This window comes from Roseibium sp., assembly GCF_965232425.1.
In the GTDB taxonomy this organism is placed as follows: Bacteria; Pseudomonadota; Alphaproteobacteria; order Rhizobiales; family Stappiaceae; genus Roseibium.
Genome location: NZ_OZ246971.1, coordinates 6,246,337 through 6,260,610, shown reverse-complemented (window position 1 = coordinate 6,260,610; position 14,274 = coordinate 6,246,337). Strand labels below are relative to the sequence as shown.

Annotated in this window: 15 protein-coding genes; 2 read left to right on the top strand and 13 right to left on the bottom strand. The window is 60.0% G+C overall.

The window, feature by feature from the left end:
* Positions 1-14 precede the first annotated feature (14 nt).
* Entirely contained in the window at positions 15-494 is a 480-nt protein-coding gene (gene smpB, locus ACO08A_RS28585) for an SsrA-binding protein SmpB (RefSeq protein ID WP_319386839.1), read from the top strand.
* A gap of 186 nt (positions 495-680) precedes the next feature.
* On the opposite strand, the gene ACO08A_RS28580 is transcribed toward smpB, so the two are convergent.
* From ACO08A_RS28580 to ACO08A_RS28570, 3 genes are all read right to left on the bottom strand, one after another.
* Positions 681-1,049, bottom strand: coding sequence for an acyl-CoA thioesterase (locus tag ACO08A_RS28580; protein WP_422039231.1), 369 nt, complete (start codon positions 1,047-1,049; stop codon positions 681-683).
* Between the two features lie 86 nt (positions 1,050-1,135).
* Positions 1,136-2,299 carry an iron-containing alcohol dehydrogenase gene (locus tag ACO08A_RS28575; RefSeq protein WP_422039230.1) on the bottom strand — a complete coding sequence of 388 codons (1,164 nt, stop codon included), beginning with the start codon at positions 2,297-2,299 and terminating at the stop codon, positions 1,136-1,138.
* A 96-nt stretch (positions 2,300-2,395) separates the two neighbouring features.
* Positions 2,396-2,803 (bottom strand): DUF2000 family protein, encoded by a 408-nt coding sequence (locus ACO08A_RS28570; RefSeq protein ID WP_422039229.1) that lies wholly within the window; start codon positions 2,801-2,803, stop codon positions 2,396-2,398.
* Between ACO08A_RS28570 and ACO08A_RS28565 the strand changes: the two genes are divergently transcribed.
* Positions 2,802-3,716 carry an AraC family transcriptional regulator gene (locus ACO08A_RS28565; protein WP_422039228.1) on the top strand — a complete coding sequence of 305 codons (915 nt, stop codon included), beginning with the start codon at positions 2,802-2,804 and terminating at the stop codon, positions 3,714-3,716. The two genes, ACO08A_RS28570 and ACO08A_RS28565, sit on opposite strands and share 2 nt — an antisense overlap.
* Position 3,717: 1 nt before the next feature.
* Here the strand turns inward: ACO08A_RS28565 and parC are convergent, their stop codons facing one another.
* From parC to rpoZ, 10 genes are all read right to left on the bottom strand, one after another.
* Positions 3,718-5,970, bottom strand: a complete 2,253-nt coding sequence (gene parC, locus ACO08A_RS28560; protein ID WP_422039227.1) for a DNA topoisomerase IV subunit A — start codon at positions 5,968-5,970, stop codon at positions 3,718-3,720.
* 149 nt (positions 5,971-6,119) lie between these two features.
* Entirely contained in the window at positions 6,120-6,875 is a 756-nt protein-coding gene (gene recO / locus ACO08A_RS28555) for a DNA repair protein RecO (RefSeq protein ID WP_422039226.1), read from the bottom strand.
* A gap of 57 nt (positions 6,876-6,932) precedes the next feature.
* Positions 6,933-7,832, bottom strand: a complete 900-nt coding sequence (gene era, locus ACO08A_RS28550) for a GTPase Era (protein ID WP_422041834.1) — start codon at positions 7,830-7,832, stop codon at positions 6,933-6,935.
* A 100-nt stretch (positions 7,833-7,932) separates the two neighbouring features.
* Positions 7,933-8,640: a ribonuclease III gene (gene rnc, locus ACO08A_RS28545; RefSeq protein ID WP_422039225.1), complete on the bottom strand. Its 708-nt coding sequence runs from the start codon at positions 8,638-8,640 to the stop codon at positions 7,933-7,935.
* Positions 8,641-8,676: 36 nt separating this feature from the next.
* Positions 8,677-9,429: a signal peptidase I gene (gene lepB / locus ACO08A_RS28540; protein ID WP_422039224.1), complete on the bottom strand. Its 753-nt coding sequence runs from the start codon at positions 9,427-9,429 to the stop codon at positions 8,677-8,679.
* 116 nt (positions 9,430-9,545) lie between these two features.
* Positions 9,546-9,977 (bottom strand): holo-ACP synthase, encoded by a 432-nt coding sequence (acpS, locus tag ACO08A_RS28535; RefSeq protein WP_422039223.1) that lies wholly within the window; start codon positions 9,975-9,977, stop codon positions 9,546-9,548.
* A 62-nt stretch (positions 9,978-10,039) separates the two neighbouring features.
* On the bottom strand, positions 10,040-10,642 hold the full coding sequence (locus ACO08A_RS28530) for a DUF2062 domain-containing protein (protein WP_422039222.1): 603 nt from the start codon (positions 10,640-10,642) through the stop codon (positions 10,040-10,042).
* 37 nt (positions 10,643-10,679) lie between these two features.
* Entirely contained in the window at positions 10,680-11,261 is a 582-nt protein-coding gene (gene pyrE, locus ACO08A_RS28525; RefSeq protein WP_422039221.1) for an orotate phosphoribosyltransferase, read from the bottom strand.
* Positions 11,262-11,285: 24 nt separating this feature from the next.
* The gene (locus tag ACO08A_RS28520) at positions 11,286-13,532 is read right to left on the bottom strand and encodes a RelA/SpoT family protein (protein WP_422039220.1); all 2,247 of its coding nucleotides are present in this window, start codon (positions 13,530-13,532) and stop codon (positions 11,286-11,288) included.
* Positions 13,533-13,640: 108 nt separating this feature from the next.
* Positions 13,641-14,042, bottom strand: coding sequence for a DNA-directed RNA polymerase subunit omega (gene rpoZ, locus ACO08A_RS28515; RefSeq protein WP_306145198.1), 402 nt, complete (start codon positions 14,040-14,042; stop codon positions 13,641-13,643).
* Between the last annotated feature and the right edge of the window lie 232 nt (positions 14,043-14,274).

Here is a 14,274-nt window from a genome sequence, read left to right as displayed (position 1 = left end):
CCTGAAGGACGAGAATGGCTTCGAAAAAGGGAGGCGATCCGGGACGGAAAATCATTTCCGACAACCGGAAGGCCCGTTTCAACTATGAAATCGAAGATACGCTCGAGGCTGGTATCGAGCTGCGGGGCACGGAGGTGAAGTCTCTGCGCAACGGGAAGGCGAACATTGCCGAATCCTACGCGGCCGAATATGGCGGTGAAATCTGGATCTACAACGTCTATATCCCGGAATATCTGCAGGCGAACCGGTTCAACCACGAGCCCCGGCGTCCGCGCAAACTGCTTCTGCACAAACGGGAAATCGGCAAGCTGGCCGGTGCCGTGCAGAAGGAGGGCAAGACAATTGTGCCACTTAAGCTTTATTTTAACGACAAGGGCCGGGCAAAGCTCGAACTGGCCCTTGCGCGGGGGAAAAAGCTGCACGACAAGCGCGAAACAGAGAAGAAGCGAGACTGGCAGCGCGAGAAATCCCGTCTTATGAAGAACTTGGGCTGATCCGCGTTTTCCACATGTTGAAAACGCACCGCAACCGGGTTTTCGCGTTCTGTTGACATGTTGCGGATAACTTGTGGATTGCCTGTGAGTTTACACGCCACCATGACGGCGCTGTTCAACCGGTTTTCCCGTGGACAGGCTGATGAAAACCTCTGGACGGGTGCCCGCTCGGCGAGATTGCATTTCCTACGCCAACAAACTTGTTAGAATGCTCCGCGTTTCGCCTGGAATGTGAACCGGCCGACGGGTTTCCCGGTCGACCAACACGTGAACAAACCGGCCATGGGCCGCTGTCTGGTCTTCTTTGCCGGCAAACAAACCGATGCGGAAAACCACAGAGCTGGAGCCGAGTTTCTCGATTCTGAGACCTGCAGAAACAGTCGACGGAAATGTCAACTCCGAAAAGTAGTGACACCCGGTTTCGACAACGAGAAAGACCTCGGCACCGGTTCGCGGATCGAGAATGCCATTGTCGACGTACCAGCCGTTTACGGCCGTGTCGAAGAAGCTCAGGTACTGGACATTGTTCACATGGCCATAAATGTCCACATCCATCCACCGTGTGGGGATTTCTCGAAACACCCGGAAGGCGCTTCTCGAAAGTGGCGTTGGTCGCATATCCTGTGGATAACTTGTGGAATTCATAGCGCGGATCTGTAGATATCCAAGGCGTCCGCCTCTGTCAGTTCGCGCGGATTGTTGACCAGAAGCCGGGTCTGTTTCATGGCGTCCCGCGCGAGTTTGGGAACGTCTTCTTCGGTGATGCTCAGTTCGCTTAGCCGGGTTTGCAGTCCGAGCTTCGCGGCAAGTTCCGAAAGCTTTTCGGCAAACGCGTCTGCGCGCGCATGCGGGTCCGCTACGCCCGACAATTCGGGAAAGAGGGTGGGGGCAATCTCGGCATAGGTTGCCGATGCGACGCTGTTGTTGAACCTTAGGACATGCGGAAGAACCAGCGCGTTCGAGAGCCCGTGGGGAATGTGGAACGTTCCGCCAAGCGGATAGGCAAGAGCGTGGACGGCTGCGACAGGTGAATTGGCAAAGGCCATTCCGGCAAACATGGAGCCGAGCAGCATGCGGCCCCTTGCGTCCTCGTTTTGAGGTGTGGTGACCGCCGTTTCGATATTTGCCCCCAGAAGACGCAGCGCTTCGACCGACAGTGTCCGTGAGACCGGATTGTTGTTCGATGACCTTGAGGCATAGGCTTCGATCGCGTGCACCATGGCGTCGATCCCGGTCGCCGCAGTAACGGCTGCGGGCAATCCCAGCGTCAGCAAGGGATCGAGCACCGCGATATCCGGCAGCAGGAGCGGGGAGACGACACCGCGTTTTTCTTCCTCACCAACCGTAATGATCGATATCGGCGTGACCTCGGATCCGGTTCCCGCAGTTGTGGGGATCAGAACGAGCGGCAGGCGCGGACCCCTGGCGTTGCCGATCCCCCAGGCTTCGTCCAGATCTTCACCGCTCTGGGCAAGCAGCGCGACGAGCTTGGCGACGTCGAGAGAAGATCCGCCACCGAATCCGACGACGCAGGTTGCCTGATGCGACTTTGCGGCCGCCACGGCCTTTTCGACCAGCGCCCTTGGCGGATCCGCGACAACGTCCGTGAATTGCCCGACATCGAGCCCCGCCCGCGTCAGTGCATCCAGAGCGGGTGTGTGCAGACCCAGCGAAACGATGCCTGGATCGGTAACGATGAAAGGCCGCTGTCCAAGACAGAACGCGGCGACGTCTGCAAGTTTCGACGCTGCTCCGTTCTCGAACACGATGCGTTGGCTGGTATTGAAGGTGAACGGCGCGATCATGTCTTCCCCTGACTCGGTCGGCAGACAGATTGCCCGCTCCGGCCTGATCCGTCGAGGGGGACCATCATGGAATCTTGCAGAAACTGACAGGGGCCGTCAGGCATGCATGCGCGCGCCCTTGGTGATCTTGTCGGCAATCTTCTTGTCCGCATGGAACGCGATCCCGACCACGCGCGCATCGTCCGGTGCGAATTTTTCGAAGACCGCCCGGTTTGCAACATCGTGTCCGGTCGCAAACATGTCTTCGATGTAAAGACTTGATTTCACGCCTCTTTGAAGCGCTCTTGCGTGGATCTTCCTGATCAGCATCTCATCGGCGGACAGGATGATGATTGGCTGGATGCTCATGGAGTGATAGCTGTTACCTTCTGCGTCGCGGTAGGCTTCACCGATGAGGTCCGGCTTTGCCGCGGCGATCCCGGTCGACAGAAACGCCGTTACATTGAGCTTTTGCCAGACGGCCATGTCTTCACGGACAACGACGACAAACTTGGTATCAAACATGAGGGAAAACTCCACGCAGGGCATCAGATCGGCAAGGGTTCGCGCCAACCTTGCGCCGGATGGAGACGCGGGTCTTGAACGTTTGTGCACCACGAACAGTGACTCGATCCGGATTGCCCCTGTCGAGAGCGGAATCGAACGAATTGAAGCCAGGTTCACGGGCAAGGGTTTCGACCCGCACAGGCACGATACCTACGCGATCGGTCTGACGCTGAACGGTGTGCAGACGTTCCGCTATCGCGGGAAATCACATGCCTCGCTGCCGGGGCAGATCATCGTCATTCATCCAGACGAACTGCACGACGGAGGCGCGGGAACGGAAAGCGGTCTGCGCTATCGCATGATTTACATTCAGCCGGAAGACATTCGCGGTGCGCTGGAAGGGCCAGGGACCGGGAGTCTGCCTCATCTCGCGGATCCCGTTTTCACCGACCCGCAGCTGCAGGCAGTCCTGCGGGAGTCGCTTGAAGACATCGAGACGGAAATGGGGGACCTCAGGCGCAGTTCGGTTCTTGCGGAGCTTGCTGCCGGCCTTCGCAGGGTAGGCGACACTGGCACGAGCAGGTCTGAGGGTCCAACGGACCGGGCCGCCCTGGAAAAGTGTGCCGACTTCCTGAAGGAGAGTTTCAGGGACCCTGTTCGGGTAAGCGATCTGGAAAGGCTGGCGGATCTTGATCGCTATACCTTGTCGCGGCAATTCAAGCGGGCTTACGGCACAAGCCCGCACCGGTATCTGCTCATGCGTCGCCTCACGCATGCAAGGCAGCTTCTATCCAACGGGGAACCCCTTGCCGCGGTGGCACTTGAAAGCGGTTTTGCCGATCAGAGCCACATGAACCGGCATTTCAGGCGCGCGTATGGCATGACCCCGGGCGCGTGGCGGCGGTTGACCGCCGCCAGTACCGGCATCTGACTTAGAGCGATCCCGGACCGAACTTGTTGGAACGCGGGAAGCCGGTCGGCGGCAGACGTCCGGCATTGCCGCGATCCCCACGCCAGTCGGCCAGTTCGTCCATCGTCCGCGTGAAGCTGCGCCCCGAACTGTCGGTCCAGGTCAGGCCGTCTTCCGCCTTGAACACCCGGATGTCGGCGACTTTTCCGTCGCGGTAACGCTGCAGCCGCACGCCTCGTCCTCGGCCCATCTGCGCCACCTGTGCCAGCGGGAAGACCAGAAGCTTCCGGTTTTCACCGATGATCGCAACATGATCTCCTGTCGCGTCCACGCAGAGCGTTGCCTCCGTTGGTGCGGTCAGGTTGAGAACCTGTTTTCCCTTGCGCGTGTTCGCGATCACGTCGTTCTCGCCGACGACGAACCCGCGTGCCTCGTTGTTGCACACAAGCAGGTTGCGCCCCGGCTTGTGAACGAACGCGTTCACCACGTCTTGCGCCTCGTCCATTTCCACCATGAGCCGGATCGGTTCGCCGTGCCCGCGCCCGCCCGGAAGGCGGTCCGCGCCAAGGGTGAAGAACTTGCCGCCGGTCGAGAAGACGAGGATCTTGTCCGTCGTTTCGGCGTGGAAGGACAGTTTCAGCTTGTCGCCCTGCTTGAAGGAGAGCGTGGAAAGGTCGCTCTGATGCCCCTTGAGCGCGCGGATCCAGCCTTTTTCGGAAATGATGACGGTGATCGGTTCCTTCTCGATCATCGCCTGCTGGATGTCGACAAGGTCGGCCTCGGGAGCCTCGGCCTTGTCCGTGCGTCTCTTGCCGATCTCGGTCTCTGGCCCGTAAACCTTGGAGATCTCGGCGATTTCCTTGGAAATGCGCGTCCATTGGCGCGCGTCCGAACCGAGCAGCTTCGTCAGTTCGTCCTTCTCCTCAGTGAGTTTCTCGTGTTCCTTGCGGATCTCCAGCTCTTCAAGCTTGCGCAGGGATCTCAGCCGCATGTTGAGGATGGCTTCTGCCTGCACATCGGTGAGCTCGAACGTTCGGATCAGCTCGGCCTTGGCGTCGTCCTCCTCGCGGATGATCCGGATCACCTCATCGAGGTTCAGGTAGGCGATCAGATAGCCGGCAAGAACCTCCAGCCGGTGGTTGATCTGTCCGAGCCTGTGCTCAGAGCGCCGGATCAGGACGACCTTGCGATGGTCCAGCCACTCGCGGAGCACCTGCTTCAGGCCCATCACCATGGGCACCTTGCCCATCGACAGGACGTTCATGTTCAGCGAAAACCGGTTTTCCAGGTCGGTCAGCTTGAACAGCGATTCCATGAGCAGGTTGGCGTCGACATTGCGCGACCGGGGCACGAGCACGATGCGGATGTCTTCGGCCGATTCATCGCGCACATCATCAAGCAGAGGCAATTTGCGCGCGGTCAGCAGCTCAGCGATTTTTTCGATCAGCCGCGATTTCTGCACCTGATAGGGAATTTCCGTGACGACGATCGACCATTGGCCGCGGCCGAGATCCTCGACCTCCCAGCGTGCGCGGATGCGGAAACTGCCGCGCCCGGTCGCATAAGCCTCGCGGATCGATCCCTGATCGGAGACAAGCAGCCCGCCGGTCGGAAAGTCCGGACCCTTGATGTATTCCAGCAACTCGTCGACTTCGGCCCTGGGATTCTTGATCAGATGCAGACAGGCTTGGCAGAGTTCAAACGCATTGTGCGGCGGGATCGAGGTGGCCATTCCGACGGCAATGCCGGAGGACCCGTTTCCGAGCAGGTTCGGAAACCCGCCGGGCAGGACGATGGGTTCCTTGTCCTCGCCGTCATAGGTCTCGCGGAAATCAACAGCGTTTTCATCAAGACCGTCGAGCAGGCGCTTGGCCGTGTCGGTCATGCGCGCTTCGGTGTAGCGCATGGCCGCGGCATTGTCGCCGTCGACATTGCCGAAGTTGCCCTGGCCGTCTATCAGCGGATAGCGCTGCGCAAAGTCCTGGGCAAGCCTCACAAGCGCATCATAGACCGCCTGGTCCCCGTGCGGGTGGTATTTACCGATGACGTCGCCCACGACGCGTGCGCATTTCTTGAAGCCTGCTCCCGGGTCCAGCTTCAACAGGCGCATGGCGTAGAGCAGGCGTCTGTGAACCGGTTTCAGCCCGTCGCGGACATCCGGCAGAGCCCGGTGCATGATCGTGGAAAGGGCATAGGCCAGATAGCGTTCTTCAAGTGCATCCTTGAGGTTGATCCCCTCGATGCCGCTCGGTGGTGGTGTCGTCTCTTTTCCCATATCTGTTAGCTAACCGTTTCACTCCGGCTCCGCAATTCGAGACCGGGCAATTGGCAAGCGGAATGGCTGATTTTCAACGGATTTCGCACTTGAAACGAGCACTGAAGCCGCACAACATCGTCGCATGCCGGTTGCGCTGGTCCGGCCCGTCAGAAATTCCAGGGAAAGTCCTCGCGGTAGCGCCGTTCCAGGGCACCGAGCAGCTGCTGGCGCGTGCCGGGGTCCGGATTGCCGCGCTCGCGCAGATGGCTGGACACGAAGAACGATGTCAGCGCAAAACCTTCCGTGACATCTGTCCAGGTCAGTTCAGAGCCAGCCTGGCGCTGGCCCTCCAGCAGGAACGAGGGCAGGGGCAGCATCCGGTCGTGATAGGGCTTGCCCGCATCGCGGCTGACCGCGCGCCCTGACTTCGGTGAGACATAGACAAGGTCTTCGCTCTGCCCCGTCGCCGCGCAGGACGTGAGATCGAGCCCCATGCCCAGATCGCGCAGCAGTTCCAGTTCGAAGCGGATGAGCAGCGCGGCGGCGGCATCGGGCGCATCGAGATGCTCCAGAACCACATTGAGCGCGTCATAAAGATGCGGGTAGGGATGTCGCTCCGGCAGGAGTTTCAGCAGGAAGGCGAGATGCTGCAATCCGGCAAGTCCGATCGCGTTCGTCATCAGCTGGCCCGCGCGTAGCGTCTGCGGCTCGAGCGCAAAAATACCGAGATGGTCCGAAAGACGCGCCTTCCAGGTCAGGTCGAGTTCGTTTCCCGGCTGCAGCACGGGCCGGTTGCGCTGCGAGCGCCCACCGCGCACCAGCCCGAGATGCCGTCCATGGTCGAGCGTCAGGACTTCCAGGATGACATCGTTCTCGCCGTGTTTGCGCGTGGTCAGCACCACCCCGCGGCTCGTCCACTCCAACGGAAACACCTTGTTCTGCCGCCGGACTGTCCCGATCGTGCCCGGCCAAACACCCACCTACTTGGGAAACTCGAGACCCATTTCCCGGTAGCGCTCCGGATCGTCCGCCCAGTTTTCGCGCACTTTCACGAAAAGGAACAGGTGCACGGGCGCTTCGATGATATCGGACAGTTCTTCCCGCGCGGCCTTCGAAATCGCCTTGATCGTCTGGCCGCGCTTGCCCAGAACGATGCTTTTCTGGCTGTCGCGCTCGACATAGATCGTTTGTTCGATGCGCGCCGATCCGTCCTTGCGGCTTTGCCACTGCTCGGTTTCCACCGTCGAAATGTAAGGCAGTTCCTGGTGCAGGCGTTCGAACAGCTTTTCGCGCGTGATCTCCGCCGCAAGAATGCGCAGGGGCAGATCCGACGGCTGGTCGTCCGGATAGAGCCACGGGCCGTCCGGAAGCTTCGAAGCGAAATGGTCCAGGATCGTCTGGGTGCCGTCGCCGGTCAGGGCGGACACCATGAAGGTTTCCTCGAAGTCGAGATATTCGTTTGCCTGCTGGGCGATCTGCAGCAGCTTCTCGCGCCTCGCGACATCCGTCTTGTTGAGGATCAGCACCTTGGGCGCGGACTGGTTCTTGAGACGCTTGAGGATGTTCTCCACTTCCTCGTCAATGCCCTTGCGCGCATCGATCAGCAGCGCGATCAGATCGGCGTCACGCGCACCGCCCCATGCGGTGTCGACCATAGCCCGGTCGAGGCGGCGCTTGGGCTTGAAGATCCCCGGCGTGTCGATGAAGACCAGCTGGGCATTGCCGTGCATGGCAACGCCGCGAATGATGGAGCGCGTGGTCTGAACCTTATGCGTGACGATGGACACCTTGGTGCCCACGAGCTGGTTGATCAGGGTCGACTTGCCGGCGTTCGGCGCGCCGATCAGGGCAATGAAACCGGCTTTCGTGTCTTTCGGCATTTCGCCGAGCGGTGCAGGCAGGGGGATATCGAACCGGCCCTTTTCCGGAACGAATTCGGTGCCCTCGTCGGTGGATTTTTCTTCTTCACTCAATGGAACGTCATTCCTTCCAGACACCTTCCCGGCGCAAGACGGTCTCGGCCGCGCTTTGTTCGGCGATCCGCTTGGAGCCACCCTTGCCTTCGCCCGGGGCCAATCCCTGCACGATGACCGCGACCGTGAAATTAGGGGCGTGATCAGGCCCGTCGCGGTCGGTGACCTCGTACCGCGGCGTCGGCAGGCTCTTCGATTGCGCCCATTCCTGCAACGTTGTCTTCGCGTCCCGCAGGGGACCTGTCCAGGATAACATACGCGGCTCCCAAAGGCGCCTGACGAAGGTTTCGGCTGCTGCATATCCCCCGTCTAGGTAGATTGCGGCAATTACCGCTTCGCAGATATCGGCGAGCAGGGCCGTCTTTTTCCTGCCGCCGGTCTGTGCTTCCGCGAGGCCGATCCGCATGGCGTCTCCGACACCCAGCTCCTGCGCGATCTCGGCACAGGTCTCGCGTTTGACCATGTGGTTGAAGCGGCGGGCGAGTTCGCCTTCATCGGCCTTGGGAAAGTGCTCGTGCAGCATGGAGGCGACGACGAGCCCCAGGACCCGGTCGCCCAGGAACTCCAGTCTCTGGTAGCTTCCCGAAACGGTCTCGGACGGGGCGAGGGCGCTCGCATGCGTCAGCGCGACCCGGAGCAGCTCCAGGTCGCTGAATTCGTACTGCAGCGCCGCCTTGAGGGCCGATACCGCGTTTTTCTTCTGGTTCTGTGTCATACGGCCTGCTTTGGCCTTCCGCGGGTAAACGCAGAGCTAGAGGGTCTTGCCGATCCGGTCCCAGCGCACGGTCCACGGCCAGGTCCAGATTTGCCAGGCCGGCGTTCCGTCGCCGATGGAGAAGAACAGGATTTCAGCGCGTCCCATGAAATTCTCGAGCGGCACGTATCCCACCTTGGACAGGACACGGCTGTCGACCGAATTGTCACGGTTGTCGCCCATCATGAAATAGTGCCCTTCGGGCACGGTGTATTCGCGGGTGTTGTCCAGCTGCCCGCGCGTGGTCAGGTCCAACGTGTCGTAGGATACGCCATTGGGCAGCGTTTCCCGGAACCGCGGTACCCGGCGGACTGCGCCTGATGCAGACGTTTCGATGTAGTCGTCGATCTGCTCGCGCTTGACCGCTTCTCCGTTGATGAAGACAACACCGTCCCGAACCTGGATCGTGTCGCCGGGGAGGCCGATTACGCGCTTGATGTAGTCGATGGACGTGTCGGTGGGCAGCTTGAAGACGGCTACATCGCCGCGCTTGGGGTCGGCGGACCAGACGCGGCCTGAAAAAGGCACGATCCCGAAGGGAAACGAATACCTGGAATACCCGTAGCTGTATTTGGAAACGAAAAGATAGTCGCCGATCAGCAACGTGTCTTTCATGGAACCGGAGGGAATGTTGAACGGCTGGAAAAGAAACGTGCGAACGATCAGGGCAAGCAACAGTGCCTGGACGACAACCTTCACGGTCTCGTACAGACCGCCGTCCTTGTCTTTCTTGTTTTCAGACACGCTCATGTTTTCCCTTAAAGCAATTTGCGGTGGATCGGGTTTTCGGGGCGACACCCGAGCGCGACTCTTAACGGTTCATGCCGGTTGACGCAATGTGCTGTCTACCGTCATGAAACCGCAGGTCACCGGGAATCTGTTGATGGCGGGAAAGGCCAGTCGGAGGGCCAAGCCGAGATCACGACAAATGCCTGTGCGAGCGGAAAATCGTCGGTGATCGTCAAGTCGATTGTCGTCCTGAAGCCGGTCGGCGTCATGGCGGCCAGCCTCTCGGCCGCGCCGCCCTGCAACGAGATCGTCGGCTTGCCGCTCGGCAGGTTGACCACGCCCATTTCCCGCCAGGCGACGCCCATCCGGATTCCGCTTCCCAGCGCTTTGGAACAGGCCTCCTTGGCGGCGAAACGCTTCGCATAGGAGGCGGCACGCTGCGCGCGCCTGTCGGATTTTGCCCGTTCGATTTCCGTGAAAACCCGGTTGGTGAACCGGTCGCCGAAGCGTTCCAGCGTCTTTTCGATCCGCCTGATGTCGATCAGATCGCTGCCTATCCCTAAGATCATTCTGTCGCGGACCCGTTTCCTGAGAAGTTCTGGGCACTTAATTGGGGTCGTTCCGGCAAAACTCAACCGCTGCCGTCATCCTCGAGCGTCGACGCGCCGCCCGAATAGGGAGGTTTTCCCCTGTCGGCGAGGGTCTGACGCCTCTTGCGCTGATAGACCTCGACGCTCTTGTACACGATGATGTAGGAGACCGTACTGACCACCAGCCCGAGCGGGACCGCGCCGATGAACATCGGCTTCAGCATCGGCCAGAGCGAATCCAGCGACCGTTCGAACAGTCCTTCCTGGAAACGCTGATGAACCTGATGCGGGTCTGCTTTCGGGGCTCTTCCGTGCAGGATCCACTGGCCGATCTTGAAGGTCGATGCCCAGATGAACGGAAAGGTCAACGGATTGCCGATGGAGGTCCCGAGCGCTGCCGCAATCATGTTGCCGCGCACGGCATAGGCAAAGACGAACGCCGTCAGGAAGTGGAAACCCACCAGCGGGGTGCAGGACGCAAAGGCACCGGCGGCAAAACCGATCGCGATGGCATGCGGCGTTGCCGTCAGGCGCAGGACGCGTTTGCCGAAATACCGTGTCGAACGCGACCAGCTGTTCCGCGGCCAGACCGCAACGCGAAAGCGCTCGATGCGCGAGGGTCTATTTCGGCGTTGAAACAGCATGAATTCGTGTCGCGTCCTGTCAGCAGCTTATTGTTGTTCAGCTCAAGCCCCGGCTTCCCGGTTTGACCGCGGGCAGGGCGGCCAGTTCCGGGGGAAGTTTGTCCGGCTCGTAAGCAGGTACCTTGTATTCGGCCAACGCGACGATGGGAACAGAGGCATCGGCTTCGCCTCCGGACCGGTCGATCAGGCAGGCCACGGCAAGGACTTCAGCACCAAGAGCTTTCAACGAAGTTACCGTCTCGCGGCTCGATAGACCTGTGGTAACTATATCCTCAACAACGATCACCCGGGCGCCTTCGGGCATGTCGAAGCGGCGCAGTCTGAATTCGCCGTCTTCCCGTTCCACCCACATGGCCGGAACCTCCAGATGCCGCGCCGTTTCGTAACCCGGTATCAGCCCGCCGAGGGCCGGGGAGACGATATAGTCGATCTTTCCAAGACCGCTGGCCGTGATCTTCTCGGCAAGCGCCTTGCAGAGTTTTTCCGTCTTGTCCGGGTACATGAACACCCTGGCTTTCTGGAGAAAGACCGGACTGCGCAGACCCGACGTCAGAATGAAATGTCCCTCAAGGATCGCACCGGCTTCGCGGAACAAGGTCAACACTTCGTCGCGGTTCATCAAAATCTCCCTGTCATGTTGCGGCTATCCATTAACCCGGTTGACGCTTGATACATTAGGTTTTGAGCGCAACTGATTGATGATCCGGTTCAGGTGTTTCAGGTCCCAGACCTCGAGATCGATCACCATCTGGTGAAAGTCCGGGGCACGTTGAACCATTTTCACATTGTCGATATTTCCGCTGTTCTCGCCGATAACCTGTGCAATCGCCGCAAGTGATCCCGGTTCGTTGGCAGCCGATATGTCCAGTCGCGCCGGAAAGCGCTCCGGATTGTTCACGTCGATGTCCCAGCGGACATCGACCCAACGTTCGGTCTGGTCGTCGAATTCCTTGAGCGACGGCGATTGTATGGGATAGATGGTCAGTCCCTCTGACGGGGTCAAGATACCGACGATCCGATCGCCCGGAACGGCTCCGCCATCCGGCGCGAAACTGACGGGTATGTCGCCGGACAGGCCGCGGATCGGCAGAGCCGGGCCTTCGCTCGGCTGATCGTCCTCGTCGGCCTGCGGCTTGCCGTTGTCAAGCTCCCCGGGCGGGATGCGGAACTTCAGCCCGTGCCCCTGTTTCAGTCCGAACCAGCCTTCTTCCACCGGCGGCCCGGCCATGGCAACACGTTCATCCTGATAGTCGGGGTGCGCCGATTTGAGCACCAGTTGCGCGCTGAGATCGCCGCGCCCGACCGCCGCCAGAAGATCGGCGACGCTCGACTGGTGATGCTCGCCCAGCACGGCTTCGAGCAGATCTTCCGAAAACACCTTGTCTGCCCGGGCAAAGGCGCGTTTCAGGATGTGTTCGCCGAGCGCACCATATTGCTTGCGGACCGATTCTCGGGTCGCGCGGCGGATCGCGGCGCGTGCCTTGCCGGTAACGGCAATCGCTTCCCAGGCCGGTGGCGGGGTCTGCGCGGCGGAGCGGATGATCTCGACCTCGTCACCGTTGTGGAGTTCCGTCACCAGCGGCATGATCTTGCCGTTGATCTTGCACCCCACGCAGGTGTTGCCGATGCCGGTATGGACCGCATAGGCGAAGTCGATCGGCGTTGCGCCGCGCGGCAGCGCGATCAGACGGCCTTTCGGCGAGAAACAGAAGACCTGGTCGTGAAAGAGTTCGAGTTTCGTGTTTTCCAGGAATTCTTCCGGCGTGTCGCCCTGGGCAAGCAGTTCGGTCGTGCGCCGCAGCCATTCGAAAGCGCGGCAGTCTTCGGTGTGGCGCGCGATGTTCCGTCCGCCCAGTTCACCATCCTTGTAGAGTGCATGGGCCGCGATGCCGTATTCGGCGACCCGGTCCATGGAGATCGTCCGGATCTGTAGTTCGACCCTCTGGCGCGAAGGCCCGACAATGGTGGTGTGGATCGACTTGTAGTCGTTCTGCTTCGGCGTGGAGATATAGTCCTTGAACCGTCCGGGAACCGTCGGCCATGTGGTGTGGATGACACCGAGCACGCGGTAGCATGCCTCCACGGTTCCCACGGTGACGCGGAAGCCGTAGATGTCCGAAAGCTGTTCGAACCCGATCGCCTTGCGCTGCATTTTTCGGAAGATCGAGTAGGGGCGTTTTTCCCGGCCCCTGACTTCCGCCGCCATGCCGCGTTCGCTGAGCCGCTCCGTCAGGGTCGTTTCGATGTCGGCAATGAGATCGCGGTTCTTCTCGCGCAGATCGGCCAGGCGGTCGGTGATCGTCTCATAGGCTTCCGGGTTGAGCGTATGGAACGATATGTCCTCGAGTTCCTCGCGCATGTCATGCATACCCATGCGGCCGGCGAGCGGCGCATAGATTTCCATGGTTTCTTCCGCAATGCGGCCGCGCTTGTGGGCGGGCATGTGCTGAAGCGTGCGCATGTTGTGCAGCCGATCGGCAAGCTTCACGAGCAGGACACGCACATCATCCGCGATGGCAAGAAGCAGCTTGCGGAAGTTTTCCGCCTGCTTGGCCTTCTGCGACACAAGGTCGAGCCGCTTGATCTTGGTCAGCCCTTCGACAAGCTTGCCAATTTCCTCGCCGAAAAGCGCGTCGATCTCGGCGCGCGTCGCATCGGTGTCCTCGATCGTGTCGTGAAGCAGCGCGACGGCGATCGTCGCGTCGTCGAGACGCAGATCCGTCAGGATCGCGGCGACTTCGAGCGGGTGTGAAAAATAGGGGTCACCGGATGCGCGCGTCTGCGGGCCATGCTTCTGCATGGCATAGACATAGGCCTTGTTGAGCAAGGCTTCGTCTGCTTCCGGGTTATAGCGTGTAACCCGTTCAACGAGTTCGTATTGACGCATCATGGCCGCAACCGACCCAGGCAACCGGCTGAGACATCAGCAGGAAAAACAAAATCCGCCTGAAACGCGTGCACCTTGCGGTTGCGTTTCAGACGGGAACTTGACGATAATTCAAACGTCGTCGGTGCGCTCCGGCGGCACCAGACCTTCCAGACCGCGCAGAAGATCTTCTTCCGACATGCGATCGAATTCCACGGCACTGTCGTCGACAGTGTTGACCTGGGTAACCTGGTGCTGGTTCGCGGACGGAACGACAGGCACGGCTTCGGTTTCCGGTTCGTCCACTTCCACGAACTTCTGGAGGGAGTGGATCAGGTCTTCTTTCATGTCTTCCGGGCTGACGGTCTGCTCGGCGATCTCGCGCAGTGCGACGACAGGGTTCTTGTCGTTGTCACGGTCGATCGTGAGCGGAGATCCGCTTGAGATCATGCGGGCCCGATGCGCAGCAAGCAGCACCAGCTCAAACCGGTTTTCGACCTTGTCGATGCAGTCCTCGACGGTCACGCGCGCCATTCGACGTCTCCATAGGCTAAAGGAACTTGAAAAAAAAGCGTATAGTGACCACAATTCCAAAAAGCAACCCCTTGGAGGATTTCAGAGGAGATAGCCGCTTTTTGCAGGTTTTTTATCGATTTTTTTTGGCTCCAATGTCTTTTGCATTGCAGCGGTCCAATCTTTTAGTGTAGGGCACTACTGGGGACCTATAAGAATCAATAGGGTCGGTGGGAAAATCAAAACAATAAGC

Excerpts from the sequence above, each read along its gene's own strand:
- smpB (WP_319386839.1), top strand. The coding sequence starts at position 15 with ATGGCTTCGAAAAAGGGAGGCGATCCGGGACGGAAAATCATTTCCGAC.
- ACO08A_RS28580 (WP_422039231.1), bottom strand. The coding sequence starts at position 1,049 with ATGGATGTGGACATTTATGGCCATGTGAACAATGTCCAGTACCTGAGC.
- ACO08A_RS28575 (WP_422039230.1), bottom strand. The coding sequence starts at position 2,299 with ATGATCGCGCCGTTCACCTTCAATACCAGCCAACGCATCGTGTTCGAG.
- ACO08A_RS28565 (WP_422039228.1), top strand. The coding sequence starts at position 2,802 with ATGAGGGAAAACTCCACGCAGGGCATCAGATCGGCAAGGGTTCGCGCC.
- ACO08A_RS28570 (WP_422039229.1), bottom strand. The coding sequence starts at position 2,803 with ATGTTTGATACCAAGTTTGTCGTCGTTGTCCGTGAAGACATGGCCGTC.
- parC (WP_422039227.1), bottom strand. The coding sequence starts at position 5,970 with ATGGGAAAAGAGACGACACCACCACCGAGCGGCATCGAGGGGATCAAC.
- era (WP_422041834.1), bottom strand. The coding sequence starts at position 7,832 with ATGCCGAAAGACACGAAAGCCGGTTTCATTGCCCTGATCGGCGCGCCG.
- rnc (WP_422039225.1), bottom strand. The coding sequence starts at position 8,640 with ATGACACAGAACCAGAAGAAAAACGCGGTATCGGCCCTCAAGGCGGCG.
- lepB (WP_422039224.1), bottom strand. The coding sequence starts at position 9,429 with ATGAGCGTGTCTGAAAACAAGAAAGACAAGGACGGCGGTCTGTACGAG.
- acpS (WP_422039223.1), bottom strand. The coding sequence starts at position 9,977 with ATGATCTTAGGGATAGGCAGCGATCTGATCGACATCAGGCGGATCGAA.
- ACO08A_RS28530 (WP_422039222.1), bottom strand. The coding sequence starts at position 10,642 with ATGCTGTTTCAACGCCGAAATAGACCCTCGCGCATCGAGCGCTTTCGC.
- pyrE (WP_422039221.1), bottom strand. The coding sequence starts at position 11,261 with ATGAACCGCGACGAAGTGTTGACCTTGTTCCGCGAAGCCGGTGCGATC.
- ACO08A_RS28520 (WP_422039220.1), bottom strand. The coding sequence starts at position 13,532 with ATGATGCGTCAATACGAACTCGTTGAACGGGTTACACGCTATAACCCG.
- rpoZ (WP_306145198.1), bottom strand. The coding sequence starts at position 14,042 with ATGGCGCGCGTGACCGTCGAGGACTGCATCGACAAGGTCGAAAACCGG.